This is a genomic window from Mesorhizobium sp. M0410 (assembly GCF_040321435.1).
Classification (GTDB): Bacteria; Pseudomonadota; Alphaproteobacteria; order Rhizobiales; family Rhizobiaceae; genus Mesorhizobium.
In genome coordinates this window covers 302,131-329,044 of record NZ_JAMYRN010000007.1, presented here as the reverse complement: position 1 = coordinate 329,044, position 26,914 = coordinate 302,131, and the positions used below count along the sequence as shown (strand labels likewise).

Below are 26,914 nucleotides of genomic sequence, written 5' to 3'. Positions count from 1 at the left end.
GGCCAGGCCGGCGACAACATCGGCGCGCTGCTGCGCGGTGTCGACCGTGAAGGCGTCGAGCGCGGCCAGGTCCTGGCCAAGCCCGGCACCGTCAAGCCGCACAAGAAGTTCGTTGCCGAAGCCTACATCCTGACCAAGGACGAGGGCGGCCGCCATACGCCGTTCTTCACCAACTACCGTCCGCAGTTCTATTTCCGCACGACGGACGTGACCGGCATCGTGTCGCTGCCGGAAGGCACCGAGATGGTGATGCCGGGCGACAACATCACCGTCGATGTCGAGCTGATCGTGCCGATCGCCATGGAAGAGAAGCTGCGCTTCGCCATCCGTGAAGGCGGCCGCACCGTCGGTGCCGGCATCGTCGTCACCATCAAAGAGTAATTTGGACTTAAACCGATCTGTCGCGGGCGCTGCCCGCGCCGCGCCAGAACAAGGAAGTGACGCATGAACGGACAGAATATCCGCATCCGCCTGAAGGCGTTTGATCACCGGGTGCTCGACGCCTCGACACGGGAAATCGTGTCGACCGCCAAGCGCACCGGCGCCAACGTCCGCGGCCCAATTCCGCTGCCGACGCGGATCGAAAAGTTCACGGTCAACCGGTCGCCTCACGTCGACAAGAAGAGCCGCGAGCAGTTCGAGATGCGCACGCACAAGCGTCTGCTCGACATCGTCGACCCGACCCCGCAGACGGTCGATGCTTTGATGAAGCTCGACCTGGCCGCCGGTGTCGACGTCGAGATCAAGCTCTAAGAAACCAGAGGTCAGCGGGGCGACCCGGAACTCTGAAGGAACAAGAGGCGTGGAGGGGCGACAGCCCCGACAGGGAACTCTAAAGGAATTGAACCGATGCGTTCAGGTGTGATTGCAAAGAAGGTGGGAATGACCCGCATCTACAACGATGCCGGGGAACATGTTCCCGTCACTGTTCTCCAGATGGAGAACTGCCAGGTCGTGGCGCAGCGCACGCAGGAGAAGAACGGCTATACCGCCGTCCAGCTCGGCGTTGGCCTTGCCAAGGTGAAGAACACGTCGAAGGCGATGCGCGGCCATTTCGCGACCGCTTCCGTCGAGCCCAAGGCCAAGGTTGCCGAGTTCCGCGTCTCCGCCGACAACATGATCGATGTCGGCGCCGAGATCACCGTCGAGCATTTCGTCGTCGGCCAGAAGGTCGATGTGACGGGAACCACGATCGGCAAGGGTTTCCAGGGCGTCATCAAGCGGCACCACATGGGTGGCGGCCGCGCGACGCACGGCAACTCGGTGTCGCACCGTACACACGGCTCGACCGGCCAGCGCCAGGATCCGGGCAAGGTGTTCAAGGGCAAGCATATGGCCGGACACATGGGTGACACCCGCGTCACCACGCAGAATGTCGAGGTCGTCTCGACCGACGCCGATCGTGGCCTGATCCTGATCCGCGGTGCGGTCCCGGGTTCGAAGGGTGCATGGATCCTGGTCCGCGATGCGGCCAAGGTGGCGCTTCCGGCCAATGCGCCGAAGCCCGCCGCGATCCGCGCCGTTGCAACCGATGGTGCCGCCAAGAACGAGGCCCCGGCCACAGAGGGAGCGGAATAATGGACCTCAAGATTACAACGCTTGGCGGCAAGGACGCCGGTAAGCTGAAGCTCTCCGAAGAGATTTTCGGCCTTGATCCGCGCGAGGACATCCTGCAGCGCGTCGTGCGCTGGCAGCTCGCCAAGAAGCAGCAGGGCACGCACAAGGCCAAGGGCCGCGCGGAAATCGCCCGCACCGGCGCCAAGATGTACAAGCAGAAGGGTACCGGCCGCGCCCGTCACCATTCGGCTCGCGCTCCGCAGTTCCGCGGCGGCGGCAAGGCCCACGGCCCGGTCGTGCGCAGCCACGAGCACGATCTGCCGAAGAAGGTGCGTGCGCTCGGTCTCAAGCATGCGCTTTCGGCCAAGGCCAAAAGCGCGTCGATCATCATCATCGACGAGCTGAAGCTGACCGAGGCCAAGACCAACGCACTGATCGCGAATTTCGCGACGCTGGGCCTGAGCAACGCCCTGGTGATCGGCGGCGCCGAGCTTGACAAGAATTTCAAGCTGGCCGCGACCAACATCCCGAACATCGACGTGCTGCCCATCCAGGGCATCAACGTCTACGACATTCTGCGCCGCGGCACGCTGGTCCTTTCCAAGGCCGCCGTCGAGGCTCTCGAGGAGCGCTTCAAATGACCGACCTTCGTCACTACGACGTGATCGTCTCGCCGGCGATCACCGAAAAGTCGACCATGGCTTCCGAGCAGAACCAGGTCGTCTTCAATGTCGCCAAGAAGGCGTCGAAGCCGGAAATCAAGGCCGCCGTCGAAGCGCTGTTCGGCGTCAAGGTGATGGCTGTGAACACGCTTGTCCGCAAGGGCAAGATCAAGCGCTTCCGCGGCACGATCGGCCGCCAGAGCGACGTCAAGAAGGCGGTTGTGACGCTGGCCGACGGCCAGTCGATCGACGTCGCGACGGGTCTCTGAGCAAGGTCGCGAGGACAGAACAATGGCACTGAAAAAATTCAACCCGGTAACGCCGAGCACCCGTCAGCTGGTCATCGTCGACCGCTCGGGCCTCTACAAGGGCAAGCCCGTCAAGGGCCTGACCGAAGGCCTGACCAAGTCGGGCGGCCGCAACAATTACGGCCGCATCACGGCCCGCTTCATCGGCGGCGGTCACAAGCGCACCTACCGCATCATCGACTTCAAGCGCCGCAAGTTCGACGTCGTCGGTACGGTTGAGCGTATCGAGTACGATCCGAACCGCACCGCCTTCATCGCGCTGATCAAGTACGACGATGGCGAGCTGTCCTACATCATCGCCCCGCAGCGTCTGGCTCCCGGCGACAAGATCGTGGCCGGTGAATCGGTCGACGTGAAGCCGGGCAATGCGATGCCGCTGGCCTCGATGCCGGTCGGCACGATCGTCCATAATATCGAGCTGAAGCCCGGCAAGGGCGCTCAGGTCGCCCGTTCGGCCGGTGGTTATGGCCAGCTCGTCGGCCGCGACCAGGGCATGGCGATCCTGCGCCTCAATTCGGGCGAGCAGCGTGTCGTCCACGGCTCCTGCATGGCCACTGTCGGCGCCGTGTCCAACCCAGACCACGGTAACATCAATGACGGCAAGGCTGGCCGCACCGTGTGGCGTGGCAAACGTCCGCACAATCGCGGCGTGACCATGAACCCGGTCGACCATCCGCATGGCGGCGGCGAAGGCCGCACCTCGGGTGGCCGCCATCCGGTTTCGCCCTGGGGCAAGCCGACCAAGGGCAAGAAGACGCGGTCCAACAAGGCGACCGACAAGTTCATCCTGCGCTCGCGCCATCAGCGCAAGAGCTAAGAAGAGGTAACGCCAAGTGACTCGTTCGATTTGGAAAGGCCCCTTCATCGACGGCTACCTTCTGAAGAAGGTGGACAAGGTTCGTGAAGGTGGTCGCAATGAGGTGATCAAGATGTGGAGCCGCCGCTCCACCATCCTGCCGCAGTTCGTCGGCTTCACCTTCGGTGTCTACAACGGCCAGAAACACGTTCCCGTCTCGGTGAACGAGGACATGGTCGGTCACAAGTTCGGTGAATTCGCTCCGACCCGGACCTATTACGGTCACGGCGCGGATAAGAAGGCGAAGAGGAAATAATCATGGGCAAGGCCAAAGCTCCGCGCAGGCTTGCTGACAACGAAGCGCGCGCCGTGTTGCGCACGATCCGTATCAGCCCGCAGAAGCTGAACCTGGTTGCCGCGCTGATCCGCGGCAAGAAGGTCGCGACAGCGCTTTCCGACCTCGAATTCTCGGCCAAGCGGATTTCCGGCACGGTCAAGAAGACGCTGGAATCGGCGATCGCCAACGCGGAAAACAACCACGACCTCGACGTCGATGCGCTGATCGTGGCGGAAGCCTATGTCGGCAAGTCGATTGTCATGAAGCGGTTCCATGCCCGTGGCCGTGGTCGCGCCAGCCGTATCGAGAAGCCGTTCTCGCACCTCACGATCGTCGTTCGTGAAGTCGAAGAAAAAGGGGAGGCCGCATAATGGGCCAGAAAGTCAATCCGATCGGTCTGCGTCTCGGCATCAACCGCACTTGGGATTCGCGGTGGTTCGCGAACACCGGCGAATACGGCAAGCTGCTGCACGAGGACATCAAGATCCGCAAATATCTTGAGAAGGAACTCAAGCAGGCTGCGATCTCGAAGGTCGTGATCGAGCGTCCGCACAAGAAGTGCCGCGTCACCATCCATGCGGCGCGTCCGGGCCTGATCATCGGCAAGAAGGGCGCCGACATCGAGAAGCTTCGCAAGAAGCTGATGGAGATGACCAAGTCCGAGACGCATTTGAACATCGTCGAAGTGCGCAAGCCGGAGATCGACGCGACCCTGGTCGCCCAGTCGATCGCCCAGCAGCTCGAGCGCCGCATCGCGTTCCGCCGCGCCATGAAGCGCGCCGTCCAGTCGGCGATGCGCCTGGGTGCCGAAGGCATCCGCATCAACTGCGCCGGCCGTCTCGGCGGCGCCGAGATCGCGCGCATGGAATGGTATCGCGAAGGCCGCGTGCCGCTGCATACGCTGCGCGCCGATGTCGACTACGGCACGGCCGAGGCGAATACGGCCTACGGTATCTGCGGCGTCAAGGTCTGGGTGTTCAAGGGCGAGATCCTCGAGCACGACCCGATGGCTTCGGAGCGCCGCGCCACCGAGGGCGATCATGCGCATGGTGGTGGTGAGCGCGAGCGCGGTCGCCGTCGCGAAAACGCGTAAGACAGTCAGGAATTTGGAGTTAGAACGATGCTGCAGCCAAAGCGCACAAAGTTCCGCAAGCAGTTCAAGGGCCGCATCCACGGTACCGCCAAGGGCGGCACCAACCTGGATTTCGGTGGTTTCGGGCTGAAGGCGCTTGAGCCGAATCGCGTCACCGCGCGTGAGATCGAGGCGGCTCGCCGCGCGATCACCCGCGAGATGAAGCGCGCCGGCCGGGTGTGGATCCGTATCTTCCCGGACGTGCCGGTTACGTCGAAGCCGACTGAAGTCCGTATGGGTAAGGGCAAGGGCGCCGTCGACTACTGGGCGGCACGCGTCAAGCCGGGTCGCATCATGTTCGAGATCGACGGCGTCAACGAAGAAACCGCCCGTGAGGCGCTGCGTCTCGGCGCGGCCAAGCTCTCGGTCAGGACGCGCTTCGTACAGCGCATCGCAGAATAAGGACGGGCTGATCATGAAAGCCGAAGACATCCGGACCAAGACGCAGGACCAGCTGACCGACGACCTGGCCAGCCTGAAGAAGGAGCAGTTCAACCTGCGCTTCCAGAAGGCCACCGGCCAGCTTGAGAAGACCGCGCGCGTGAGGCAGGTCCGCAAGGACATTGCGCGTATCAAGACCATCGCTGCGGAAAAGTCCGCGGCCAAGAAGGCTTAAGGACGAAAACCATGCCAAAGCGCATTCTGCAGGGCACCGTCGTCAGCGACAAGAACGAGAAGACGGTTGTCGTCAAGGTCGAACGGCGCTTCACGCATCCCGTGATGAAGAAGACCGTGCGCATGACCAAGAAGTACAAGGCGCACGACGAGAACAACGCCCACAAGGTCGGTGATCAGGTGTTCATCCAGGAATCGAAGCCGATTTCCAAGGACAAGCGCTGGGTCGTGGTGTCTTCGGACCAGGCCTGATCGGGGCTAACGAAACGAATTTTGGACAGACCGGGGAGGGGTGAGAAACCCGTCCCGTTAGAAAAGAAGAAGGCGGCCAGTCATGATTCAGATGCAAACAAACCTCGACGTCGCGGATAATTCCGGCGCCCGTCGTGTCATGTGCATCAAGGTGCTGGGCGGCTCGAAGCGGAAATACGCTTCCGTGGGCGACATCATCGTGGTGTCGATCAAGGAAGCCATCCCGCGCGGCCGCGTCAAGAAGGGCGATGTGATGAAGGCGGTCGTGGTTCGCACGGCCAAGGACATCCGCCGCCCGGACGGCAGCGTGATCCGTTTCGACAAGAACGCAGCCGTTCTCGTCGACAACAAGAAAGAGCCGATCGGCACGCGTATCTTCGGACCGGTTCCGCGCGAACTCCGCGCCAAGAACCACATGAAGATCATCTCGCTCGCGCCTGAAGTGCTGTAAGGAGCCGGACCAATGCAAAAGATTAGAAAAGGCGACAAGGTCGTCGTGCTGGCCGGCAAGGACAAGGGCCGTTCGGGCGAAGTCCTTTCGGTGCAGCCGAAGGACGACACCGCGCTGGTGCGCGGCGTCAACCTGATCCGTCGTCATCAGAAGCAGTCCCAGTCCCAAGAGGGCGGGATCATCACCAAGGAAGCGCCGATCCAGCTGTCGAACATCGCGCTGGCCGACCCCAAGGATGGCAAGCCGACCCGCGTCGGCTTCATCTTCCAGAAGGACGGCAAGAAGGTGCGCGTCGCCAAGCGCTCGGGAGAAGTCATCAATGGCTAAGGCTCAAACCAAGCAGGCAACTGCCCAGAACACGCCGCGCCTCAAGCAGGTCTACAACGAGACCATTCGCAAGGCGCTGCAGGAGCAGTTCGGCTACGAGAACGAGATGCAGGTTCCGCGCATCGACAAGATCGTGTTGAACATGGGCGTCGGCGAGGCGACCGGCGATTCGAAGAAGCCTTCGATCGCGGCGGAGGACCTTGCAATGATCGCCGGCCAGAAGGCCGTTGTCACCCGCGCCCGCAACTCGATCGCCGGCTTCAAGGTCCGCGAGAAGATGCCGATCGGCGCCAAGGTCACGCTGCGCAAGGAACGCATGTACGAGTTCCTCGACCGCCTCGTGAACATCGCACTGCCGCGCGTCCGCGACTTCCGCGGGCTCAACCCGAAGAGCTTCGATGGCCGTGGCAACTATGCCATGGGCATCAAGGAACACATCGTGTTCCCGGAGATCAACTACGACAAGGTTGATCAGATCTGGGGCATGGACGTCATCGTTTGTACGACTGCGAAGACGGACGACGAAGCCAGGGCATTGCTCAAGGCCTTCAACTTCCCCTTCCGCCAGTAACGGCAGCGAGAAAAGGAAAAATCTGAAATGGCAAAGACCAGCTCAGTCGAGAAGAACAACAGGCGCCGCAAGCTTGCGGACCAGTTCGCTGCCAAGCGCAAGGTGCTCAAGGCGATCATCATGGATCAGTCCAAGCCGATGGAAGAGCGCTTCCGCGCTCAGCTGAAGCTTTCGGCGCTGCCGCGCAACTCGGCCAAGACCCGCATCCGCAACCGCTGCGAAGTCACCGGACGTCCGCGTGCCTATTATCGCAAGCTCAAAGTATCGCGTATCGCGCTTCGTGATCTCGGCAATAACGGCCAGATCCCGGGCCTGGTCAAGTCGAGCTGGTAAGGAGGACATAAGATGTCATTGAGCGATCCTCTCGGCGATATGCTGACCCGCATCCGCAACGCGTATGGCCGTAAGAAGTCGAGCGTTTCGACGCCGGCTTCGCGCCTGCGCACCCGTGTCCTCGACGTGCTGAAGGCCGAAGGCTATATCCGCGACTACAGCCAGACCGACTTCGACAACGGCAAGTCCGAAATCGAGATCGAGCTGAAGTATTTCGACGGTGCGCCGGTGGTGCGCGAAATCGCCCGGGTCTCGAAGCCCGGCCGCCGCGTCTACGTTTCGGCCAAGTCGATACCACACGTCGCCAACGGCCTCGGCATCGCCATTCTTTCGACGCCGAAGGGTGTGATGGCCGACCACGAAGCGCGCGAACAGAATGTCGGCGGGGAAATCCTCTGCCAGATCTTCTGATCTGGTATGTGACCCGTTGGAATCCGGCTTTCGGGATCAAGTCCCGAAAACCGAGACCTGAAACAAGAGAAGTGACGAGGACAACAGAATGTCTCGTATTGGAAAGAAACCCGTTTCGCTGCCGCAGGGCGTGACCGCGACCGTCAACGGCCAGACCGTGACGGCGAAGGGTCCGAAGGGCGAGCTGAAGTTCGTGGTGAACGACGAAGTGCTGGTCAAGATGGAAGGCAGCGAGATCGCTGTCCAGCCGCGCGACCAGACCAAGACCGCCCGTTCCAAATGGGGCATGTCGCGCACGCAGATCGTCAACATCCTGCAGGGCGTCAAGGACGGCTTCGAAAAGAAGCTCGAGATCACCGGCGTCGGCTATCGCGCCGCGATGCAAGGCAAGAACCTGCAGCTGGCGCTCGGCTTCAGCCACGACGTTGTCTACGAGACGCCGCAGGGCGTGACGATTTCGGTGCCGAAGCCGACGGAAATCACCGTGACCGGCATCGACAAGCAGCAGGTCGGCCAGGTTGCCGCCGAGATCCGCGAGTACCGCAGCCCCGAGCCCTACAAGGGCAAGGGCGTTCGCTATGCTGGCGAGAAGATCGTCCGCAAGGAAGGCAAGAAGAAGTAATTTTAACGCCGCGGGGAGCGGTCGCGGGAGGCTCGTCCTACCGCATATGGTTGCCCCCGTTTTTTGAAGGCAAGGAACTGATATCATGGGCTCGAAAGAATCCACCCAACGCCGCGCTCAGCGCGTCCGCCGCCAGATCAAAAAGGTTGCCGGCGATCGTCCGCGTTTGTCGGTCCATCGCACGTCGAAGAACATCTATGTCCAGGTGATCGACGACGCCAAGGGCCACACCATCGCGGCTGCTTCGACGCTTGAGAAGGAGCTCAAGGGCTCGCTCAAGACCGGCGCCGACACCGCGGCCGCAGCTGCCATCGGCAAGCTGATCGCCGAGCGTGCCTCGAAGGCCGGCGTCAAGGAAGTCGTCTTCGACCGCGGCGCCTACATCTACCACGGCCGCGTCAAGGCGCTTGCCGAGGCTGCACGTGAAGGTGGTCTGAGCTTCTAAAAACGAAATTCGCCCCGGCGACCCACAGAGGCCGCCGGATATCATCATCAACCGTGCTTCCGGAAAAAAACAAGGAACAGGATATGGCACAGGAACGTAGGGATGGCGGCCGTGGCCGTGATCGCGAAGAGCGCGACGACGGCATGGTCGACAAGCTCGTCCACATCAACCGTGTCGCCAAGGTCGTCAAGGGCGGCCGGCGCTTCGGCTTTGCAGCACTCGTTGTCGTCGGCGACCAGAAGGGCCGCGTCGGCTTCGGCCACGGCAAGGCGCGCGAAGTGCCGGAGGCGATCCGCAAGGCGACCGAATCGGCCAAGCGCGACATGATCTTCGTGCCGTTGCGCTCGGGCCGCACGCTGCACCATGACGTCGAGGGACGCTGGGGCGCGGGACGGGTCCTGCTGCGCGCCGCCAAGCAAGGTACCGGCATCATCGCCGGCGGCCCGATGCGCGCCGTATTCGAGACGCTCGGCATGCATGACGTGGTCGCCAAGTCGATGGGTTCTTCCAACCCCTACAACATGGTTCGCGCCACTTTCGACGCGCTGAAGAGCCAGATGCATCCGAAGGATGTGGCTGCCGCGCGCGGCATCAAGTATTCGACCCTTCAGGCCCGCCGCGGCACCGCCGTTGCGGCTGAAGAATAGTCGACGCTGACCAGGGATCTGACCATGGCCAAGAAAGCAACCAAGACCATCACCGTCGAGCAGATCGGTTCGCCGATCCGCCGGCCGAAGGAGCAGCGCGCAACGCTGGTCGGCCTCGGCCTCAACAAGATGCACAAGCAGCGCACGCTGGAGGATACGCCCTCGGTGCGCGGCATGATCGCTGCCGTCCAGCATCTCGTCCGCGTCGTGGACGAGGGCTGAGCCAGAGCGCAGGAGAATCCAGATGAAACTCAATGATCTGCGTGACAAGGACGGCGCGACGCACTCCAAGAAGCGTCTCGGCCGTGGCATCGGTTCCGGTTCGGGCAAGACCGCCGGTCGCGGCGTTAAGGGCCAGAAGGCGCGCTCCGGTGTCGCCGTCAACGGCTTCGAGGGTGGCCAGATGCCGCTCTACCGGCGTCTGCCGAAGCGCGGCTTCAACAATATCTTCGCCAAGAGCTTCACTGTCGTGTCGCTGGCCCGCATCCAGGCGGCGCTCGATGCCAAGAAGCTTGACGCTAAGACAGTTGTGACGGCCGAGGCGCTGGTTGCGGCCGGCGTCATCCGTCGCGTCAAGGACGGCGTGCGCATCCTTTCGGACGGCGACATCAAGGCCAAGCTTGCCTTCGACGTGGCCGGAGCCTCCAAGGCCGCGATCGAGAAGATCGAAAAGGCCGGCGGCTCGGTGAAACTGCCTGAGCAGGCAGCCGCCGAGTAACGGCAATTTGAAGCACGTTCGGCAAAGGCGGAATTCGGTTTTGCCTGCGGTCGTGCTTTGATCCGACAGATGTGGCGGCCGCATCAACGCGGCCGCTTGCATGTTTGCAGTCCGGAGCTTATCTCGTGAGCTTCGGTGACACGCGCCGCCTGAGCTGCGGGCATCGAGCGTGACCAAGCGGAGAATCAGGCATGGCTTCGGCTGCTGAACAACTAGCCTCGAATCTGAATTTTTCGGCCTTCGCCAAAGCCGAGGATTTGAAGAAGCGCATCTGGTTCACCATCGGCGCGCTGCTCGTCTACCGTCTTGGCACCTACATCCCGCTGCCCGGCATCAATCCCGACGCTTTCGCCCAGGCCTTCTCGTCGCAGAGCAAGGGCGTGCTCGGCATGTTCAACATGTTCGCCGGCGGCGCCGTGCAGCGCATGGCGATCTTTGCCCTTGGCATTATGCCCTATATCTCCGCTTCCATCATTATGCAGCTGATGACCTCGGTCATTCCATCGCTGGAAGCGCTGAAGAAGGAAGGCGAGCAGGGCCGCAAGATCATCAACCAGTACACGCGCTACGGCACAGTGCTTCTGGCGCTTGTCCAGGCGTACGGGATTTCGGTCGGGCTTGAGGGCGGCAACGGCATCGTCAACGATCCCGGCATGTTCTTCCGCATCTCTACCGTCGTCACGCTGGTCGGCGGCACCATGTTCCTGATGTGGCTTGGCGAGCAGATCACCGCCCGGGGCATCGGCAACGGCATTTCGCTGATCATCTTCTCCGGCATCGTCGCCGGCCTGCCGCGCGCCATCTCCGGCACGCTGGAGCTTGGCCGCACCGGCGCCTTGTCGACCGGCCTGATCCTGGCGATCATCGTGCTCGCCATCATCGTCATCGCGCTGATCGTCTTCTTCGAGCGCGCCCAGCGCCGCCTGCTGATCCAGTATCCCAAGCGCCAGGTTGGCAATCGCATGTTCCAGGGCGATACCTCGCATCTGCCGCTGAAGCTCAACACGTCCGGCGTCATTCCGCCGATCTTCGCCTCGTCGCTGCTGCTACTGCCTGCGACCGTCGCCGGCTTCTCGCAGACCACCAATATGCCTGCATGGGCTAGCACCATCCTGGCGGCGCTCGGCCACGGCCAACCGCTCTATATGGCCTTCTACGCGGCGATGATCGTGTTCTTCGCCTTCTTCTATACGGCGATCGTCTTCAATCCGAAGGACACCGCCGACCAGCTCAAGAAGCATTCGGGCTTCATCCCGGGCTATCGTCCGGGCGAGCGCACTGCGGACTATATCGACTATGTGCTCACCCGCATCACCGTCGTCGGCGCCATTTATCTGGTGCTGGTGTGTCTGTTGCCCGAGTTCCTGATTTCAGCGACTGGCGTACCGTTCTACCTTGGTGGCACTTCGCTCCTGATCGTGGTCAGTGTAACGCTCGATACGGTGGCGCAGATTCAGGGTCACCTGATCGCGCACCAGTATGAGGGCCTGATCAAGAAGTCGAAGTTGCGCGGGGGGAAAAAGGCCAGATGAGGTTGATATTGCTTGGACCGCCGGGGGCGGGCAAGGGGACACAAGCACTGAGACTGGTAGAACGACACGGCATCCCACAGCTTTCCACGGGGGACATGCTGCGTGCTGCTGTTCAGGCCGGCACCGAAGTCGGCAAGCGCGCCAAGGCGGTGATGGACGCTGGCGAACTGGTGTCCGACGCTATCGTCAATGCCATCGTGGCCGAGCGCATCGATCAAGCTGATTGCGCAAACGGTTTCATCCTTGACGGGTATCCCCGAACTCTGGTGCAAGCGGACGCCGTTGAGGAAATGCTGTCGGATCGCGGACTGGAGCTAGACGCGGTCATCGAATTTGTCGTCGACGACAAGGCGCTGGTTGGCCGAATCGTCAAGCGCGCCGAAGAAGCCAAGGCCGCAGGCCTGCCGGTGCGCAAGGACGACAGTCCAGCGGTGTTCGAAGAACGCTTGAGGGAATATTACAAGAAAACCTCGCCGCTGATCGGCTACTACTATGCCAAGGGCAAACTCAAGGGCGTCGATGGCATGGCCGACATCGATGCGGTGACGCAGCAGATCGAGGCGGTGCTCAGGGCGACGACCCGGCAGGTTGGCCGAGCGGCCGGCTAGAGAATCGAACGATTGCGCTTGACTGGAGCGGCCCGCTGGGGTATGGCGGCCCGTCTTCCTATCAGGCATGAGGCTTGCTTGTCCGCAAGGGCAAGGCAGGCCGCTTTGAACTGGAAACTCCCGCAAGGGCCGGCCTCCACCGGACGCGGGGCAACTTGAAGCGCCGGCTCGCCCGGCCTACATGGAGAAGAGAAGAACATGGCTCGTATAGCCGGCGTCAACATTCCGACCAACAAGCGCGTCGTCATCGCGCTTCAATACATTCACGGCATTGGCAAGAAGTTCGCCCAGGAGATCGTCGACAAGGTCGGCATCCCGGCCGAGCGTCGCGTCAACCAGCTGACCGACGCGGAAGTGCTGCAGATCCGCGAGACCATCGACCGCGACTATCAGGTCGAGGGCGATCTGCGCCGCGAAGTGTCAATGAACATCAAGCGACTCATGGACCTCGGCTGCTACCGCGGTCTGCGTCACCGCCGCTCGCTGCCGGTTCGTGGTCAGCGCACACATACCAATGCGCGCACCCGCAAGGGGCCGGCCAAGTCGATTGCCGGAAAGAAGAAGTAATTTAGGGCAGTAAGGAGTAGGGCAGTAAGGCACTAGGAACGGCAGACATACTGCCCTACTGCCATATTCCCCTACTGCCTTCTCCCTGGTGGAGCCGCTGGCATTACGGCGGTGTAGAGATCAACTGAAAGGACCATCATGGCCAAGGAAGCCACTCGTGTTCGCCGTCGCGAACGCAAGAACATCTCGTCGGGCGTTGCCCACGTTAATTCGACCTTCAACAACACGATGATCACCATTACCGACGCGCAGGGTAACTCGATTGCCTGGTCGTCGGCTGGAGCCCAGGGCTTCAAGGGATCGCGCAAGTCGACCCCGTTCGCTGCCCAGATGGCCGCCGAAGATGTTGCCAAGAAGGCCCAGGAACACGGCATGCGTATGCTGGAGGTCGAGGTCTGTGGACCCGGCTCCGGTCGTGAATCGGCGCTGCGCGCGCTGCAGGCCGCCGGCTTCACCATCACCTCGATCCGTGATGTGACGCCGATCCCGCATAATGGTTGCCGCCCGCGCAAGAAGCGCCGCGTTTAAAGAATTTACCGAACGCCGCGCGAGCGCCTCAAGGGCGCTCCTCCACGGTATTCCAGGTCGCCCGCCACGATTGGATGGTGGCGGGACAACGGAAGGAAAGCACTATGATCCAGAAAAATTGGCAAGAACTGATAAAGCCGAACAAGATCGAGTTCTCGTCGAAGAAGAAGACGCTGACCACGCTCGTCGCCGAGCCGCTCGAGCGCGGCTTCGGCCTCACCCTCGGCAACGCGCTGCGCCGCGTGCTTCTATCTTCGCTGCGTGGCGCGGCTGTGACCGCCGTGCAGATCGACGGCGTTCTGCATGAATTCTCGTCCATCGCCGGCGTGCGCGAGGACGTGACCGACATCGTCTTGAACATCAAGGAAATCGCCATCCGTATGGAAGGCGACGGCCCCAAGCGCATGGTCGTACGCAAGCAGGGACCGGGTGCGGTTCTCGCCGGCGACATCCAGACCGTTGGCGACGTCGAGATACTCAATCCCGACCACGTCATCTGCACGCTGGACGAGGGCGCTGAAATCCGCATGGAATTCACCGTCGACACCGGCAAGGGCTATGTGCCGGCCGACCGCAACCGCGCCGAGGACGCGCCGATCGGGCTGATCCCCGTCGACAGCCTGTATTCGCCGGTCAAAAAGGTCTCCTACAAGGTCGAGAACACCCGCGAGGGCCAGGTTCTCGACTATGACAAGCTGACCATGACCATCGAGACCGATGGTTCGATCTCGGGCGAGGACGCAGTGGCCTTCGCCGCTCGCATCCTGCAGGACCAGCTCGGCCTGTTCGTCAATTTCGACGAGCCGCAGAAGGAAGTCGCCGCCGAACAGGTTACCGAGCTTGCCTTCAACCCGGCGCTGCTCAAGAAGGTCGACGAGCTCGAGCTTTCGGTGCGTTCGGCCAACTGCCTGAAGAACGACAACATCGTCTATATCGGCGACCTGATCCAGAAGACCGAAGCCGAGATGCTGCGCACCCCGAACTTCGGCCGCAAGTCGCTGAACGAGATCAAGGAGGTCTTGGCGGCGATGGGCCTGCATCTCGGCATGGAAGTGCCGGACTGGCCGCCGGAAAACATCGAAGACCTCGCCAAGCGTTACGAAGATCAATATTAAGCATGATCCCGAACCGAAGGTCAGCGCAGCAAAAAGTTGCAGACTTTTCGGACAAGATCATGCGGCTAACCAACTGGGGCTCAGGCCTCTTGAAACCGCAATGAAGGAGAAGAGCCATGCGCCACGGATTTAAAGGCCGCCGGTTCGCCCGCAGCATAAGCCATCGCAAGTCGATGTTTGCCAACCTTGCCGTGTCGCTTATCGAGCACGAGCAGATCCTCACCACGCTGCCGAAGGCGAAGGATTTGCGTCCGATCGTCGAGAAGCTGGTGACGCTCGGCAAGCGCGGCGACCTGCACGCCCGCCGCCAGGTTATTGCCCAGATCGGCAATGAAGGCGTCGTCAAGCGCCTGTTCGATACCATCGCGCCACGTTATGCCACCCGCAACGGCGGCTATCTGCGCATCATGAAGGCCGGCTTCCGCCACGGTGATAACGCGGCAATGGCGGTCATCGAGTTCGTCGACCGCGACACCTCGGCCAAGGGCGCCGGCGACCGTGCCCGCATCGAGGCCGAAGGCACCGACGAGGAAGCCGCAGCCGCATAAGGCTCGGCTTTCCTGAGAAGTTCAAAAGGGGCCTTCGGGCCCCTTTTTCTGTTTCCGAAGGTACCGGGCAGGGCTAGCAGGGGTTTTGTCACCGGTTTTTGCGGCGACTACCAAAATAATCGGATTTCAGCGGCTTAGCCTTTCATTTTGCACAATCGTCAGGACAATGGCGCCCGACTTGGAGGATTCGGAATGCGCGTTAAACGGCTGTCCATTGTTCTGATCTGCGCCTTGATGGCGTTGGCCGTCGTGCCTGCGGCCAGGCACGCGCTGGCGGAGGAGACCAAGCCAGATCCTGGTCTGTCCGACGTGCTGACCGATCTGTTGCATGGCGTCGAAGGCGAAAACGCCACCTCCGGCCCCGACAAGCGCGTGCCCTTCGGCCGCGAGGAGGTGCAGCTGTCCTTTGCGCCGCTGGTCAAGCAGACGGCGCCGGCTGTAGTCAATGTCTACGCCTCGCAGACCGCCAAGGTGGCGTCACCCTTCGACGGCGATCCGTTTTTCGAGGAGTTCTTCGGCCGCTCGCAGCCGCGCGCGCAGTCGTCGCTCGGTTCGGGGGTACTGGTCGATCCGACCGGCGTCGTGGTCACCAATTTCCATGTCGTCAAGGACGCCGACCAGGTCAAGGTCGCGACCGCCGACGGGCGCGAATTCGACAGTAAGGTGCTGCTCAAGGATGAGACGCTCGACCTCGCCGTGCTCAAGATTTCTTCTGACAAGCCGTTCCCGGTGATCGCCATCGGCGATTCCGACGCGCTCGAGGTCGGCGACCTGGTGTTGGCGATCGGCAATCCGTTCGGGGTCGGCCAGACCACCACCAGCGGCATCATTTCGGCGGTGGCGCGCAGCCATATCGGCATCTCCGATTCCAGCTTCTTCATCCAGACCGATGCCGCCATCAACCCCGGCAATTCCGGTGGCGCGCTGGTCAACATGGGAGGGCAGCTGATCGGCATCAACACCGCGATCTATAGCCGTAGCGGCGGCTCGATCGGCATCGGCTTTGCCATCCCTTCGAACATGGTCCGCGCCTTCGCCGATGCGGCCAAGGCCGGGCTCGACTTCTTCGAGCGGCCGTATGCCGGTGCCGAGTTCGAGGCGGTGACGCCGCAGATTGCGGAATCGCTCGGCATGGACAAACCGACCGGTGCGCTGGTTTCTTCGGTCGAAGAGGCGGGACCCGCGGCCAAGGCAGGGCTCAAGCCTGGCGACGTAGTGCTGTCGCTCAACGGCAAGCCGGTCGAGAGCGTCGGGGCGCTGGACTACCGGATGGCGACGCTGTCGATTGGTACGAATGCCAGCTTCGGCGTTCTGAGCAAGGGTCAGCAAGCGACGATGGACATCGCTCTGGAACGACCGCCCGAAGGCGCCAAAGCTGCGGAACTCACATTGCGCGGCCGCAGCCCCTTTTCCGGCGCCAAGGTTGCTGAACTGTCGCCACGGCTTGCCCAACGGCTCGGTCTGCGCACCGATGTCAAAGGCGTAACCGTGGTCGACATCAACCGCGATTCGCCCGCTGCCGATTTTGGATTCCAGCCGGGCGACATCGTGCGTGAGGTCAATGGCCTGACGATCGACAAGGCGGCGACCCTGGAACAGGTAGCCCAGCAGGATACGCGCTGGTGGCGCTTTACCGTCGAGCGCGGCGGGCAGATACTGCGCCAGGTGTTGCGTTACTGAGCCCGACCGTCAGCATGATCGGGCTCCAGGCAAGAAGAAGTTGCATGGCCGATCTGTTCAGTGTCGATGAACCGGAAAAGACGCCGCCCGGCAGGCCGCTGGCCGACCGTTTGCGCCCAAAGAACCTCGGCGAGGTCGTCGGCCAGGAGCATCTGACCGGACCCGACGGCGCGCTGACGCGGCTGATCGGCTCCGGCTCGCTCGGCTCGATGATCTTCTGGGGCCCGCCCGGCACCGGCAAGACCACGGTCGCACGGCTGCTTGCCGGCGAGACAAGCCTCGCCTTCGAACAGATCTCGGCCGTGTTTTCCGGCGTTGCCGACCTGAAGAAAGTGTTCGAGGCAGCGAAGCTGCGCCGCTCGAACGGCCGCCAGACGCTGCTGTTCGTCGACGAGATCCACCGTTTCAACCGCGCCCAGCAGGACAGTTTTCTGCCCGTGATGGAAGACGGCACCGTCGTGCTGGTCGGCGCCACCACCGAGAACCCGTCCTTCGAGCTTAACGCCGCGCTTTTGTCGCGCGCGCGCGTGCTGGTCTTTCACTCGCTCGGCGAAGACAGCATCGCCAAGTTGCTGGCGCGGGCCGAGGAGGCAGAGGGCAGGGCGCTGCCGCTCGATGAAGACGCGCGTGCGATGCTCATCCGCATGAGCGACGGCGACGGCCGCGCGGCGCTGACGCTCGCCGAAGAGGTCTGGCGCGCAGCGAAATCAAAGGAGGTGTTCGGCGCCGAAGCTCTGCAGCGCATCGTCCAGCGCCGCGCGCCGATCTACGACAAAGGCCAGGACGGCCATTACAATTTGATCTCCGCGTTGCACAAATCGGTGCGCGGCTCCGACCCCGACGCGGCACTCTACTATCTGGCCCGCATGTTCGACGCCGGCGAAGATCCGCTTTATCTCGGGCGCCGGTTGGTGCGCATGGCGATGGAGGATATCGGGCTGGCCGACCCGCAGGCGCTCGTCGTCGCTAACGCCGCCAAGGACGCCTACGACTATCTGGGCTCGCCCGAGGGCGAACTGGCCTTCGCCGAGGCGACCGTCTATCTCGCCACCGCGCCGAAATCCAATGCTGTCTATACCGCGTTCAAGGCCGCCACACAGGCGGCGAAGGAATTCGGTTCGCTGCTGCCGCCCAAGCACATTCTCAATGCGCCGACCAAGCTGATGAAACAGGAAGATTACGGCGCCGGCTATCGCTACGACCACGACGAACCCGACGCTTTTTCCGGCCAGGACTATTTTCCGGAGAAGATGGGAAGGCAGACATTCTACGACCCGCCCGAGCGCGGCTTCGAGCGCGATATCAGGAAGCGGCTGGACTATTGGGCGAAGCTGCGCAGCGAGCGGGAAAAATAGCTGCCAGTCGCACAGTGGCGTGATCGCCGTTGTCTGGCGTGACAAAAAACCCTATCAAGATGCGCCTTCGGCCGGCGGACAGGCCAGAAACGTACCGACGATATTCAGAACGGAATCGCGCCTGGCGCGTGGAAAAATGACGAAAAAATCTCGCAAGACCCTTCGGAAGTTCGCCATAGCGATCCCGCTGCTGGCGCTCGGCTTTTATTTCATTCCCATCCTGATGACAATTTTCATTGTCCTCGGTCTGATCGACGTGTTGCGCAACGACAACAAGAACTGGGCCCTGTTCAGTGGTTATTTCCTCGGCAACGGCATCTTCACCTGGCTGCTTTCGCCCTTCAATCTGCTGGTCGATCTGCTGTGCTACAGAAACCGGGGTGTCTGGAAACTGGACCAGTTTCCTCCGGACTATCAACGCGAGGTCAACGAGGTCCTGGACGTATTCAAGGAGCGCAAGGACGAGATCATCGCCGATATCGACGCCAATTTCGGCAGCGGCCGGCGCGGCATGTATGTCTATCAGTGGTATGGCAAGCACAAAATAGACAACGTTGCCGAATTCAACAAGGATTTCAAATATATCAAGACGATTGCCGTTTCTGTTTTCAGCGGCAGGGAATCGACTTCCTGGCACTTTGGCCCGCTCCGGCTCAGCCTGCGCATTCTCTACAACCTCATCCCGGTGAAATCGGAAGTGTTTGTCGAGTGCGGCAACGCCAAGAACTACTGGCACGAGAACCCGCTGTTCATCTTCGATGACACACTGCTGCATCGCTCGGTCAACCAGTATGACGGGCGCCGCTACTGTGTGTTCATGGACATCATTCGCCCGTCGCCGTTTCCCGGTCTGATCTCGACACTCCTGGCCATCGTTTCGGTCAGCGTCGAGCGCATCAATGCCATGTTCTACAAGAACTGGAAGATGATCGCCTCCAGCAAGCCGAAGAAGGCCGGAGCCGCCTGACACCGTGGTGTGACCGGCGTGAGGAAGCACGATGTATCATCTTTTGCTTGTCTGCCTTGGTGGCGCGATCGGCGCAATGGCCCGCTTCTTCTTGTCCGGCTTCGTCGCCCGCCGGGTTGGCGAGACCTTTCCCTGGGGCACGATGGTGGTCAACGTCTCGGGAGCGTTTGCAATCGGTGTCGTTGCGCATGCGGTGACGCGCGACGGCATGCCCGCCATCTGGGCCTTTGCCGTCACCGGCGGCCTCGGTTGCTACACTACGGTCTCTTCCTTCAGCCTGCAGACGCTGGCACTGGCGCGCGAGGGCGAATGGCTGCGCGCCGGCGGAAATGTGCTGCTTTCGGTTTTCCTGAGCCTCGGCGGCGTGACGCTGGGCTTTGCCGCGGGAAGTCTTCTGATTGGCAGCGGGGCGCCGTGAGCGGCCCGCGGAAGCTCCGCCACAACGGGACGGACACTGCCGCGGCCGGGCATGGCGGACGCCTCATTGGTTGGCGCAGAACCTCCGAAGCGGTTCGGCTCTATGCGACCGTGGCCGCAGGCAGCATGATCGGCGGTGTGCTGCGGGCGCTTGCCTCATCGACGAGCACTGCCCTGTGGGGCGCTGGATTTCCCTTCGGCACACTCCTCGTCAACATTGTCGGCTCATTCCTCATCGGCTTCTACACGACATTGACGGGACCGGATGGTCGTGTCTTCGCCGGTCCGCTGCAGCGCCAGTTCTTCATGGCCGGCTTCTGTGGCGGCCTGACGACCTTCTCGGCCTTCAGCCTTGAAACGCTCACCCTCGCGCAAGGCGGGAGGTTTCTGGCGGCTGGACTCAATATCGCGATCTCCGTGGTGGCCTGGCTTGCCGCCGTCTGGCTCGGCCACATCTTTGCAGTTCGCCTCAACCGGCTGAGAGGGTCCAGGCAATGAAGATACCAACACAGGCACAATTGCTGCGCATATTTATCGGCGAAAACGACAAGGCAGATGGCCGTCCGCTGTATGAGGTTATCGTGCTGAGGGCCCGCGAAATGCAGATCGCCGGCGCGACAGTCCTGCGCGGCGCGATGGGGTTCGGCCATTCCAGCCGGCTTCACACCACGAAGATCCTCCGCCTATCGGAGGATCTGCCCCTCGTCATCGAGATCGTCGATGACGAGGAAAAATTGGCCGCTTTCCTGCCCGTTCTTGAAACAATCATGACAAGTGGTTTGATTACGCTGGAGAAAGTTCAGGTTCTGCAATATGGAACCGACAACGAATAACCGAGTGAGATTGCGGGTGCCGGCGAATGCCGTTGCATGCCTGCAAAACGGCGATTGGAATCATGGCAGGCGTTGAACAGATCACAGTGGACGCCGGTGAGGCGGGCATGCGGCTCGACCGCTGGTTCAAGAGCCATTTCCCCGGTCTCGGTTTTGGTCATCTGCAGAAGCTGCTGCGTTCCGGCCAGATCCGCGTCGACGGCGGCAGGGTGAAGGCCGATACCCGCGTCGAAGCCGGCCAAACGGTGCGTGTGCCGCCGCTCGAAGTCGACAAGAAAGGCGAAAGCCCGCTGACCGGCCATTCGATACGCAACCAGGGCGACGCCGATGTCCTGGCCAAGATGCTGATCCATGAGGACCCGAAGGTCTTCGTCTTCAACAAGCCGGCCGGCCTGGCGGTGCAAGGCGGCTCCGGGGTCACCCGCAATGTCGACGACATGCTGGAAGCCTGGCGCAACCAGAAGGGCGAGAAGCCACGTCTGGTGCACCGGCTCGACCGCGACACGTCGGGTGTTCTGGTTGTCGCCCGTACAAGGCTCGCCGCCATGAAGCTCGCCGAAGCGTTCCGGGCGCGTGAGACGAAGAAAACCTACTGGGCGCTGGTCAAGGGTGTGCCGCCGAAGCGCGAGGACAAGATCTCGACCTGGTTGATCAAGGAACCGACGCCCGACGGCGATCGCGTGCGCATCGCCAAGCATGGCGAAAAGGGCGCCGACCACGCCGTGTCCTACTACCGTGTCATCGAGCAGGCTGCACAGACGATGACCTGGCTGGAGATGGAGCCGTATACCGGCCGCACCCACCAGCTTCGTGTCCATGCCGCGCATATCGGCTGCCCGATCATCGGTGACCCCAAATATTTCGAGGCCGACACCAATTGGGATTTTCCCGGCGGCATGCAGAACCGTCTGCATCTGCACGCCCGCCGCATCGTCATCCCGCATCCCGATAAGGGGTTTGTCGACGTCACCGCGCCGATGCCGCCGCACATGCGCCAGAGCTGGAACCTGATCGGCTTCGACGACGCCAGTGCGGAGGACTAGGGCCGGTGGGCGTCGCCACAGATACGCTCGACCGCCGTGACGCGGTCGATCTGGCGGCCTCCGCCATCATGGTTGGGCTGACTTTTTCCTGGGGGCTGAACTACGTCGCCGCCAAGATCTCCTATGCCGGCTACGATGCCGTTTTCCTGTCGATCGCCCGCTCGGTGATCGGCGGCCTGTGTGTTTTCGGCTGGTGCCGCTGGCGCGGCATCGCGCTGTTCACGCCCGACAAGACCCTCGTCGCCGGCATTCTGGCAGGCGCGCTTTTCGGTCTCGAGTTCCTGTTTCTGTATGTCGGGCTCGAACACACCACCGTCGTGCGCAACACCTTGCTGGTCAACACCATGCCGTTCTGGATGCTGGTCGGCGGCCATTTCCTGCTGGGTGAAAGCATCACGGCACGCAAGCTCGTTGGTCTTCTGCTCGCTTTCGCCGGACTGGTCGCGGTGTTTTCCGACAAACTGAGCGCCAATGGCGGCGCAACATTGAGCGGCGATTTGCTCAGTCTCGGCGCCGGCATTCTGTGGGCCGTGACCAATATCGTCATCAAGCGGTCGAAGCTGGTGACGGCCAGCGCCGAAAAGCTGCTGCTCTATCAGCTGGCCGGGGCCGCCGTCGTCGGGATTTTGGTGATGCCTTTTGCCGGCCCGCCAGTCCGCAGCTTTGCCGTTCTGCCGACCTTGGCTCTGTTGTTCCAGGCCGTCTACGTCGTCGCCTTCACCTATGTTCTGTGGTTCTGGCTGCTCCGGCGCTACCCTGCATCTGGACTGTCGAGCTTCACCTTCCTGTCGCCAGTGTTCGGTGTGCTCTGCGGCGCCGTCTTCTTGAACGAGCCGTTGACCGTTCGTATCTTCCTGGCACTCGGCCTCATCGCCGCCGGTCTTATCATCGTCAACCGGCCGGCCCGAAAACAAGCCCCCGGATGAGCATGCGCGACATATTGAACGACCTCGAAGCGGGAAAGCAGCTCTCCGATCCGGACCCGGTGCGTCGCGCCCAGATCCAGATGAAGACGCAACTGCCGAAGCGCTTCTACAAGACGGTCGCGGTAGCACCGGTCGAAGACGGTTTTGCGGTCCATCTCGATGGCAAGCCCGTCCGCACGCCGGCCAAGGCGCTGCTGGCGCTGCCGACCGAAAAGGCGGCTGCTCTCGTCGCCGAGGAATTCGCCGCACAGGAGGAGACCATCGACCCGGTGACGATGCCGGTGATGCGTCTGGTCAATACGGCAATCGATGGCGTCGCCTGTGATCCCCAGGCGGTGCTGGAGGACGTCCTGCGCTTCGCCTCATCCGATCTGCTCTGCTACCGCGCCGATGCGCCCCAAGGACTAGTCGACCGGCAGAACGAGCATTGGGACCCGGTCATCGACTGGGTGCGCAGCGCACTCGGCGCCCGGTTCCATCTCGCCGAAGGCGTGATCCATGTCGAACAGCCGCGCGAGAGTATCGCGCTGCTCGGCCAGCATCTTGCCCAACGTGCCGATCCGCTGCGCCTTGCCGCCATCCACGTCATGACCTCGCTGACCGGATCGGCGCTGCTGGCGCTCGCCGTCGACTTCGGCGAGCTCGACGGCGAGGCGGCCTGGGCTGCCGGTCATGTCGACGAGGACTGGCAGGCTGAGCAATGGGGCCATGATGCAGAGGCGCTCGCGCGCCGCGCTGCCCGCAAGCGCGACATGATGGCCGCAGTCAAGCTGCTCGAAGCTCTCAAAGGCTGACGGCACCGCCCGCTATTTCGCACTGCACATTAGACCAAAGTCATAATCCCAAAGGCGGTCTGCCTCTGGGCACTGCTTTCTGTCATTTTTTGCACCGGTGGCTGCACTGAGTCTGCGTTGCGAGGAAACGCGGACGATGACGCGCAGCATCGAGGGCTGACGGAATCACACGGGAGGATACGCTCATGGCAATGGCATCGACCGCCGGCAAAACAAGCCGCGGCATGACACGCGAGGAGAAGAAGGTCATCTTCGCTTCTTCGCTCGGCACCGTTTTCGAATGGTACGATTTTTATCTCTACGGCTCGCTGGCCGCCTTCATCGGCGCCACCTTCTTCTCGTCGGCGCCGGAAGCGACACGCAACATCTTCGCCCTGCTCGCCTTCGCGGCCGGTTTCCTGGTGCGCCCGTTTGGCGCCCTGCTGTTCGGCCGCATCGGTGATCTCGTCGGCCGTAAATATACCTTCCTCGTCACCATGACGATCATGGGCCTGTCGACCTTCCTGGTCGGCCTTCTGCCCGGATATGCGAGCTGGGGCATCGCCGCGCCGGTGATCCTGATCATCCTGCGCATGCTGCAGGGCCTGGCGCTCGGCGGCGAATATGGTGGCGCCGCGACCTATGTCGCCGAACATGCGCCCGACGACGGCCGCGGCTACTACACGTCATGGATCCAGACGACGGCGACGCTCGGCCTGTTCCTGTCGCTGATCGTCATCCTGATCGTGCAGGCCTCGATGAGCAAGGAAACTTATGCCGCCTGGGGTTGGCGCGTTCCTTTCCTGGTCTCCTTCCTGCTGCTCGGCATCTCGCTCTGGATCCGGCTGTCGCTCTCCGAATCGCCGACCTTCCAGCGCATGAAGGACGAAGGCAAAGGCTCCAAGGCACCATTGACGGAAGCCTTCGGCCAGTGGAAGAACGCAAAAATCGCGCTGCTGGCGCTACTCGGCCTTACCGCCGGTCAGGCCGTGGTCTGGTACAACGGCCAGTTCTATGCGCTGTTCTTCCTGCAGAACGTGCTCAAGGTCGAGGCGCAATCGGTCAACATCATGATCGCCATTGCGCTGGCGATCGGCTCGATCTTCTTCGTCGTGTTCGGCTGGCTTTCCGACAAGATCGGCCGCAAGCCGATCATCATGGCCGGCCTTGCACTGGCAATCGTCTGCACCTTCCCATTGTTCAGGGCGCTGACCTGGGCAGCCAATCCGGCGCTCGCCACCGCGCAGCAGAACACACGCGCGACGGTGACCGCGGCACCGGGGGACTGCAAGTTCCAGTTCAATCCGGTGGGCACTGCAAAGTTCACGACCTCGTGCGATATCGCCACCTCGTTCCTGACCAAGAACTCGGTGCCGTACGACGTGGTATCGACTGCGGCGCCCGGTACAGCCGCGTCGGTCAAAATCGGCAACGAGACGGTTGAGTCTTATGACGCCACTGCCGCCGGCGATCAGGCCAAGGCCAAGGATGCCGCTTTCGCCAAGGCGGTCTACACGGCACTTCGGGATGGCGGCTACCCGCTGAAGCGGGCAGCCGCCAAGGTGCCGGACCAGAAGCTCGAGGCCTTCATTGCGGCCAATCCTGAGCTGAAGCTCGATGCCGCGGCAATCCGCGCCGGCGACAAGGCCACCGTTCCGACTGACCAGGCGATCAAGGACAAGCTGCTGACTGCCGACGAGGCTGCGGGAGCCCCCGAGGTCACCGTCTATACCGTGCCGGGCGGCGGTCCCTTCGCCATGTTTGCCGACCCTGCAGCGGTCAACTGGCCGATGACGATCGCCATCCTGCTCATCCTCGTGATCTTCGTCACGATGGTCTACGGGCCGATCGCCGCGATCCTGGTCGAGATGTTCCCGACCCGCATCCGCTACACCGGCATGTCGCTGCCCTATCACATCGGCAATGGCTGGTTCGGCGGGCTGCTGCCGGCCACGGTGTTCGCGCTTAGCGCCTACAAGGGCGATATCTACTATGGTCTCTGGTACCCGGTGGTGATCGCGGCGATGTCGCTGATCATAGGCATGATCTTTATCAGGGATACGCTCGGAACGGACCTGCACACCAAACAGTAGCCGGCCCGTCCCGGTTCAAAGCAAAGCCCGGCGCGAGCGATCGCGCCGGGCTTTTTCAATTTATCGAGTGCAGGGCTTAGCTCTTCCGATCCTGTTTCGCTTCCTCGATCGCTGCCTCATGATACCAGGCACTTCCGAAATCCGTTCGGTTGCGCAAAGAAGCAAGTTCTGCCGCGAACTTAGCCTTTCCGCTTAAATTTGAGGCAGAGGCGCGCGCTGCCACCGGGAACATCAGGATTTTGGCCGACTGACGAGTGGAAATGATTTCCATTGTCGGTTTCCTTTCTTCGACAGAACCTTGCCGATTCAACCTTTGCCCAACATAGGTTCAGCAATCGAATTAGGCAACATGATTACGAAAAGATCAGTACTTGCATATTATTTGTGCAAAATGTGCTTGTGGATGATCCGAGCGCAGCATGACGGCGGACCAGCGATTTTGGGTGGATACAACCCCACTTTTGCCGCATCCGTCGCCGGCGAGAATGGCACACGAATTGCATTTTACTAGTCCGGCAGGTCGGCTGCTGGATAGGCCGGCTCGCCCCGGCGCCATCCAGGGTTCGGTGATCAAGCAACGAGAGGCTAGAATGACGAAATACAAGCTCGAGTACATTTGGCTCGATGGATACACCCCGGTTCCCAACCTCCGCGGAAAAACGCAGGTCAAGGACTACGCCGAGTTTCCGACGCTCGACCAGCTTCCGCTGTGGGGCTTCGACGGTTCTTCGACCATGCAGGCCGAGGGCCACAGCTCCGACTGCGTTTTGAAGCCGGTCGCCATTTATCCGGATCCCGCCCGCACCAACGGCGCGCTCGTCATGTGCGAAGTCATGATGCCGGACGGCGTAACGCCGCACGCGTCCAACAAACGCGCCACCATTCTCGACGACGAGGGCGCCTGGTTCGGCTTCGAGCAGGAATATTTCTTCTATAAGGACGGCCGTCCGCTCGGCTTCCCCGAGAGTGGCTATCCGGCGCCGCAAGGCCCGTACTACACTGGCGTCGGCTACAGCAATGTCGGCTCCGTCGCCAGGCAGATCGTCGAGGAGCATCTCGACCTTTGCCTTGCCGCCGGCATCAATCATGAAGGCATCAACGCCGAGGTGGCCAAAGGCCAGTGGGAATTCCAGATCTTTGGCAAGGGCTCCAAGAAGGCCGCCGACCAGATGTGGATGGCGCGCTATTTGTTGCAGCGCCTGACCGAGAAGTACGGCATCGACATCGAATACCACTGCAAGCCGCTCGGCGACACCGATTGGAACGGCTCCGGCATGCATGCCAACTTCTCGACCGCCTATATGCGCGAAGTCGGCGGCAAGGGCTATTTCGAGGCGCTGATGGCAGCCTTCGACAAAAACCTGATGGACCACATCGCCGTCTATGGGCCGGACAACGACAAGCGTTTGACCGGCAAGCACGAGACCGCGCCCTGGAACAGGTTCAGCTACGGCATCGCCGACCGCGGCGCTTCGATCCGCGTGCCGCATTCCTTTATCAACAACGGCTACAAGGGCTATCTCGAGGATCGCCGTCCGAACTCGCAGGGCGACCCCTACCAGATCGCTTCGCAGATATTGAAGACGATCGCCTCCGTCCCGACCAGCGCCGAGGTTTCGGCGGCGGCTTGAGAATGCGTTCACGGCGCGGACCTCGGGTGTCTGCGCCGTGACTTTCTTTCCCATCCCATTGCATCAAAAAACCCCGGCGTGTCTCCGCCGGGGTTTTTCTACGTGACTATGAGG

General features: G+C 61.9%; 40 protein-coding genes. 39 read left to right on the top strand and 1 reads right to left on the bottom strand.

Going from position 1 to position 26,914, the window contains the following annotated elements; translation table 11 throughout:
• The 38 genes from NKI63_RS13220 to NKI63_RS13035 all read left to right on the top strand — a co-directional run.
• On the top strand, nt 1-381 hold a 381-nt coding region (locus tag NKI63_RS13220; RefSeq protein ID WP_477279498.1), incomplete at its 5' end, for an EF-Tu C-terminal domain-related protein.
• A 63-nt stretch (nt 382-444) separates the two neighbouring features.
• Nucleotides 445-753: a 30S ribosomal protein S10 gene (rpsJ, locus tag NKI63_RS13215; RefSeq protein WP_006205468.1), complete on the top strand. Its 309-nt coding sequence runs from the start codon at nt 445-447 to the stop codon at nt 751-753.
• 96 nt (nt 754-849) lie between these two features.
• Nucleotides 850-1,578, top strand: coding sequence for a 50S ribosomal protein L3 (gene rplC, locus NKI63_RS13210; protein ID WP_023717519.1), 729 nt, complete (start codon nt 850-852; stop codon nt 1,576-1,578).
• Nucleotides 1,578-2,198, top strand: a complete 621-nt coding sequence (gene rplD, locus NKI63_RS13205; protein WP_352821750.1) for a 50S ribosomal protein L4 — start codon at nt 1,578-1,580, stop codon at nt 2,196-2,198. Before rplC ends, rplD begins: the two co-directional genes overlap by 1 nt.
• A complete protein-coding gene (locus NKI63_RS13200) occupies nt 2,195-2,488 on the top strand; it encodes a 50S ribosomal protein L23 (RefSeq protein WP_006205465.1) in 294 nt (97 codons plus the stop codon). The genes rplD and NKI63_RS13200 overlap by 4 nt, the downstream gene beginning before the upstream one ends.
• A 22-nt stretch (nt 2,489-2,510) precedes the next feature.
• Complete coding sequence (gene rplB, locus NKI63_RS13195; RefSeq protein WP_023675138.1) at nt 2,511-3,344, top strand: 50S ribosomal protein L2; 834 nt, start codon at nt 2,511-2,513, stop codon at nt 3,342-3,344.
• Nucleotides 3,345-3,360: 16 nt separating this feature from the next.
• Nucleotides 3,361-3,639, top strand: a complete 279-nt coding sequence (rpsS, locus tag NKI63_RS13190) for a 30S ribosomal protein S19 (protein WP_006205463.1) — start codon at nt 3,361-3,363, stop codon at nt 3,637-3,639.
• A gap of 2 nt (nt 3,640-3,641) precedes the next feature.
• Nucleotides 3,642-4,031 carry a 50S ribosomal protein L22 gene (gene rplV, locus NKI63_RS13185; protein WP_006205462.1) on the top strand — a complete coding sequence of 130 codons (390 nt, stop codon included), beginning with the start codon at nt 3,642-3,644 and terminating at the stop codon, nt 4,029-4,031.
• Entirely contained in the window at nt 4,031-4,753 is a 723-nt protein-coding gene (gene rpsC, locus NKI63_RS13180; protein ID WP_352507451.1) for a 30S ribosomal protein S3, read from the top strand. Before rplV ends, rpsC begins: the two co-directional genes overlap by 1 nt.
• Nucleotides 4,754-4,780: 27 nt before the next feature.
• Nucleotides 4,781-5,194, top strand: coding sequence for a 50S ribosomal protein L16 (rplP, locus tag NKI63_RS13175; protein ID WP_006205460.1), 414 nt, complete (start codon nt 4,781-4,783; stop codon nt 5,192-5,194).
• 13 nt (nt 5,195-5,207) lie between these two features.
• Nucleotides 5,208-5,408, top strand: a complete 201-nt coding sequence (rpmC, locus tag NKI63_RS13170) for a 50S ribosomal protein L29 (RefSeq protein ID WP_006205459.1) — start codon at nt 5,208-5,210, stop codon at nt 5,406-5,408.
• 11 nt (nt 5,409-5,419) lie between these two features.
• Nucleotides 5,420-5,659 (top strand): 30S ribosomal protein S17, encoded by a 240-nt coding sequence (gene rpsQ / locus NKI63_RS13165; protein WP_023675136.1) that lies wholly within the window; start codon nt 5,420-5,422, stop codon nt 5,657-5,659.
• Nucleotides 5,660-5,741: 82 nt separating this feature from the next.
• On the top strand, nt 5,742-6,110 hold the full coding sequence (rplN, locus tag NKI63_RS13160; RefSeq protein ID WP_006205457.1) for a 50S ribosomal protein L14: 369 nt from the start codon (nt 5,742-5,744) through the stop codon (nt 6,108-6,110).
• 12 nt (nt 6,111-6,122) lie between these two features.
• Nucleotides 6,123-6,437 carry a 50S ribosomal protein L24 gene (gene rplX, locus NKI63_RS13155; protein WP_254817150.1) on the top strand — a complete coding sequence of 105 codons (315 nt, stop codon included), beginning with the start codon at nt 6,123-6,125 and terminating at the stop codon, nt 6,435-6,437.
• Complete coding sequence (gene rplE / locus NKI63_RS13150) at nt 6,430-7,008, top strand: 50S ribosomal protein L5 (protein ID WP_008875670.1); 579 nt, start codon at nt 6,430-6,432, stop codon at nt 7,006-7,008. Before rplX ends, rplE begins: the two co-directional genes overlap by 8 nt.
• 27 nt (nt 7,009-7,035) lie before the next feature.
• On the top strand, nt 7,036-7,341 hold the full coding sequence (rpsN, locus tag NKI63_RS13145; RefSeq protein ID WP_023675134.1) for a 30S ribosomal protein S14: 306 nt from the start codon (nt 7,036-7,038) through the stop codon (nt 7,339-7,341).
• A gap of 12 nt (nt 7,342-7,353) precedes the next feature.
• Complete coding sequence (rpsH, locus tag NKI63_RS13140) at nt 7,354-7,752, top strand: 30S ribosomal protein S8 (RefSeq protein WP_006205453.1); 399 nt, start codon at nt 7,354-7,356, stop codon at nt 7,750-7,752.
• 88 nt (nt 7,753-7,840) lie between these two features.
• Nucleotides 7,841-8,374, top strand: coding sequence for a 50S ribosomal protein L6 (gene rplF, locus NKI63_RS13135; protein ID WP_023675133.1), 534 nt, complete (start codon nt 7,841-7,843; stop codon nt 8,372-8,374).
• A gap of 85 nt (nt 8,375-8,459) precedes the next feature.
• Entirely contained in the window at nt 8,460-8,819 is a 360-nt protein-coding gene (rplR, locus tag NKI63_RS13130) for a 50S ribosomal protein L18 (protein ID WP_023675132.1), read from the top strand.
• An 83-nt stretch (nt 8,820-8,902) separates the two neighbouring features.
• Nucleotides 8,903-9,466: a 30S ribosomal protein S5 gene (gene rpsE, locus NKI63_RS13125; RefSeq protein ID WP_006333394.1), complete on the top strand. Its 564-nt coding sequence runs from the start codon at nt 8,903-8,905 to the stop codon at nt 9,464-9,466.
• A 24-nt stretch (nt 9,467-9,490) separates the two neighbouring features.
• Complete coding sequence (gene rpmD, locus NKI63_RS13120; protein WP_006205449.1) at nt 9,491-9,688, top strand: 50S ribosomal protein L30; 198 nt, start codon at nt 9,491-9,493, stop codon at nt 9,686-9,688.
• Nucleotides 9,689-9,710: 22 nt separating this feature from the next.
• Nucleotides 9,711-10,184, top strand: a complete 474-nt coding sequence (gene rplO / locus NKI63_RS13115; RefSeq protein WP_023675131.1) for a 50S ribosomal protein L15 — start codon at nt 9,711-9,713, stop codon at nt 10,182-10,184.
• Nucleotides 10,185-10,375: 191 nt separating this feature from the next.
• Nucleotides 10,376-11,716, top strand: coding sequence for a preprotein translocase subunit SecY (gene secY, locus NKI63_RS13110; protein WP_023675130.1), 1,341 nt, complete (start codon nt 10,376-10,378; stop codon nt 11,714-11,716).
• Nucleotides 11,713-12,324 carry an adenylate kinase gene (locus NKI63_RS13105; protein ID WP_352507450.1) on the top strand — a complete coding sequence of 204 codons (612 nt, stop codon included), beginning with the start codon at nt 11,713-11,715 and terminating at the stop codon, nt 12,322-12,324. Before secY ends, NKI63_RS13105 begins: the two co-directional genes overlap by 4 nt.
• A gap of 198 nt (nt 12,325-12,522) precedes the next feature.
• A complete protein-coding gene (gene rpsM, locus NKI63_RS13100; protein ID WP_006205445.1) occupies nt 12,523-12,891 on the top strand; it encodes a 30S ribosomal protein S13 in 369 nt (122 codons plus the stop codon).
• Between the two features lie 138 nt (nt 12,892-13,029).
• Nucleotides 13,030-13,419 carry a 30S ribosomal protein S11 gene (rpsK, locus tag NKI63_RS13095; protein ID WP_023799279.1) on the top strand — a complete coding sequence of 130 codons (390 nt, stop codon included), beginning with the start codon at nt 13,030-13,032 and terminating at the stop codon, nt 13,417-13,419.
• Between the two features lie 104 nt (nt 13,420-13,523).
• The gene (locus tag NKI63_RS13090; protein ID WP_023675128.1) at nt 13,524-14,534 is read left to right on the top strand and encodes a DNA-directed RNA polymerase subunit alpha; all 1,011 of its coding nucleotides are present in this window, start codon (nt 13,524-13,526) and stop codon (nt 14,532-14,534) included.
• A 116-nt stretch (nt 14,535-14,650) separates the two neighbouring features.
• Nucleotides 14,651-15,082: a 50S ribosomal protein L17 gene (gene rplQ / locus NKI63_RS13085; RefSeq protein ID WP_023799277.1), complete on the top strand. Its 432-nt coding sequence runs from the start codon at nt 14,651-14,653 to the stop codon at nt 15,080-15,082.
• Nucleotides 15,083-15,274: 192 nt separating this feature from the next.
• The gene (locus NKI63_RS13080) at nt 15,275-16,762 is read left to right on the top strand and encodes a DegQ family serine endoprotease (RefSeq protein ID WP_352507449.1); all 1,488 of its coding nucleotides are present in this window, start codon (nt 15,275-15,277) and stop codon (nt 16,760-16,762) included.
• A gap of 44 nt (nt 16,763-16,806) precedes the next feature.
• Nucleotides 16,807-18,117: a replication-associated recombination protein A gene (locus tag NKI63_RS13075; RefSeq protein WP_023675125.1), complete on the top strand. Its 1,311-nt coding sequence runs from the start codon at nt 16,807-16,809 to the stop codon at nt 18,115-18,117.
• 136 nt (nt 18,118-18,253) lie between these two features.
• Nucleotides 18,254-19,084, top strand: a complete 831-nt coding sequence (locus tag NKI63_RS13070; protein WP_352507448.1) for an aspartyl/asparaginyl beta-hydroxylase domain-containing protein — start codon at nt 18,254-18,256, stop codon at nt 19,082-19,084.
• 31 nt (nt 19,085-19,115) lie between these two features.
• The gene (crcB, locus tag NKI63_RS13065; protein WP_352507447.1) at nt 19,116-19,502 is read left to right on the top strand and encodes a fluoride efflux transporter CrcB; all 387 of its coding nucleotides are present in this window, start codon (nt 19,116-19,118) and stop codon (nt 19,500-19,502) included.
• 110 nt (nt 19,503-19,612) lie between these two features.
• Entirely contained in the window at nt 19,613-19,999 is a 387-nt protein-coding gene (crcB, locus tag NKI63_RS13060) for a fluoride efflux transporter CrcB (protein WP_502896091.1), read from the top strand.
• Nucleotides 19,996-20,334 (top strand): DUF190 domain-containing protein, encoded by a 339-nt coding sequence (locus NKI63_RS13055; RefSeq protein WP_254817158.1) that lies wholly within the window; start codon nt 19,996-19,998, stop codon nt 20,332-20,334. Before crcB (NKI63_RS13060) ends, NKI63_RS13055 begins: the two co-directional genes overlap by 4 nt.
• A 62-nt stretch (nt 20,335-20,396) precedes the next feature.
• Nucleotides 20,397-21,377 carry an RluA family pseudouridine synthase gene (locus NKI63_RS13050; protein ID WP_352507446.1) on the top strand — a complete coding sequence of 327 codons (981 nt, stop codon included), beginning with the start codon at nt 20,397-20,399 and terminating at the stop codon, nt 21,375-21,377.
• A gap of 68 nt (nt 21,378-21,445) precedes the next feature.
• Nucleotides 21,446-22,303 (top strand): DMT family transporter, encoded by an 858-nt coding sequence (locus tag NKI63_RS13045; protein WP_502896093.1) that lies wholly within the window; start codon nt 21,446-21,448, stop codon nt 22,301-22,303.
• A 2-nt stretch (nt 22,304-22,305) separates the two neighbouring features.
• Nucleotides 22,306-23,097, top strand: a complete 792-nt coding sequence (locus tag NKI63_RS13040; RefSeq protein WP_352507444.1) for an ATP12 family chaperone protein — start codon at nt 22,306-22,308, stop codon at nt 23,095-23,097.
• Nucleotides 23,098-23,282: 185 nt separating this feature from the next.
• Nucleotides 23,283-25,169: an MFS transporter gene (locus tag NKI63_RS13035; protein WP_352821741.1), complete on the top strand. Its 1,887-nt coding sequence runs from the start codon at nt 23,283-23,285 to the stop codon at nt 25,167-25,169.
• Nucleotides 25,170-25,245: 76 nt separating this feature from the next.
• Here NKI63_RS13035 and NKI63_RS13030 read toward each other — a convergent pair whose 3' ends face one another.
• Entirely contained in the window at nt 25,246-25,440 is a 195-nt protein-coding gene (locus tag NKI63_RS13030) for a DUF2735 domain-containing protein (protein ID WP_352507442.1), read from the bottom strand.
• 319 nt (nt 25,441-25,759) lie between these two features.
• Here NKI63_RS13030 and NKI63_RS13025 point away from each other — a divergent pair, with 319 nt between their 5' ends.
• The gene (locus NKI63_RS13025) at nt 25,760-26,800 is read left to right on the top strand and encodes a glutamine synthetase beta-grasp domain-containing protein (RefSeq protein WP_352507441.1); all 1,041 of its coding nucleotides are present in this window, start codon (nt 25,760-25,762) and stop codon (nt 26,798-26,800) included.
• The last annotated feature ends 114 nt before the right edge of the window (nt 26,801-26,914 follow it).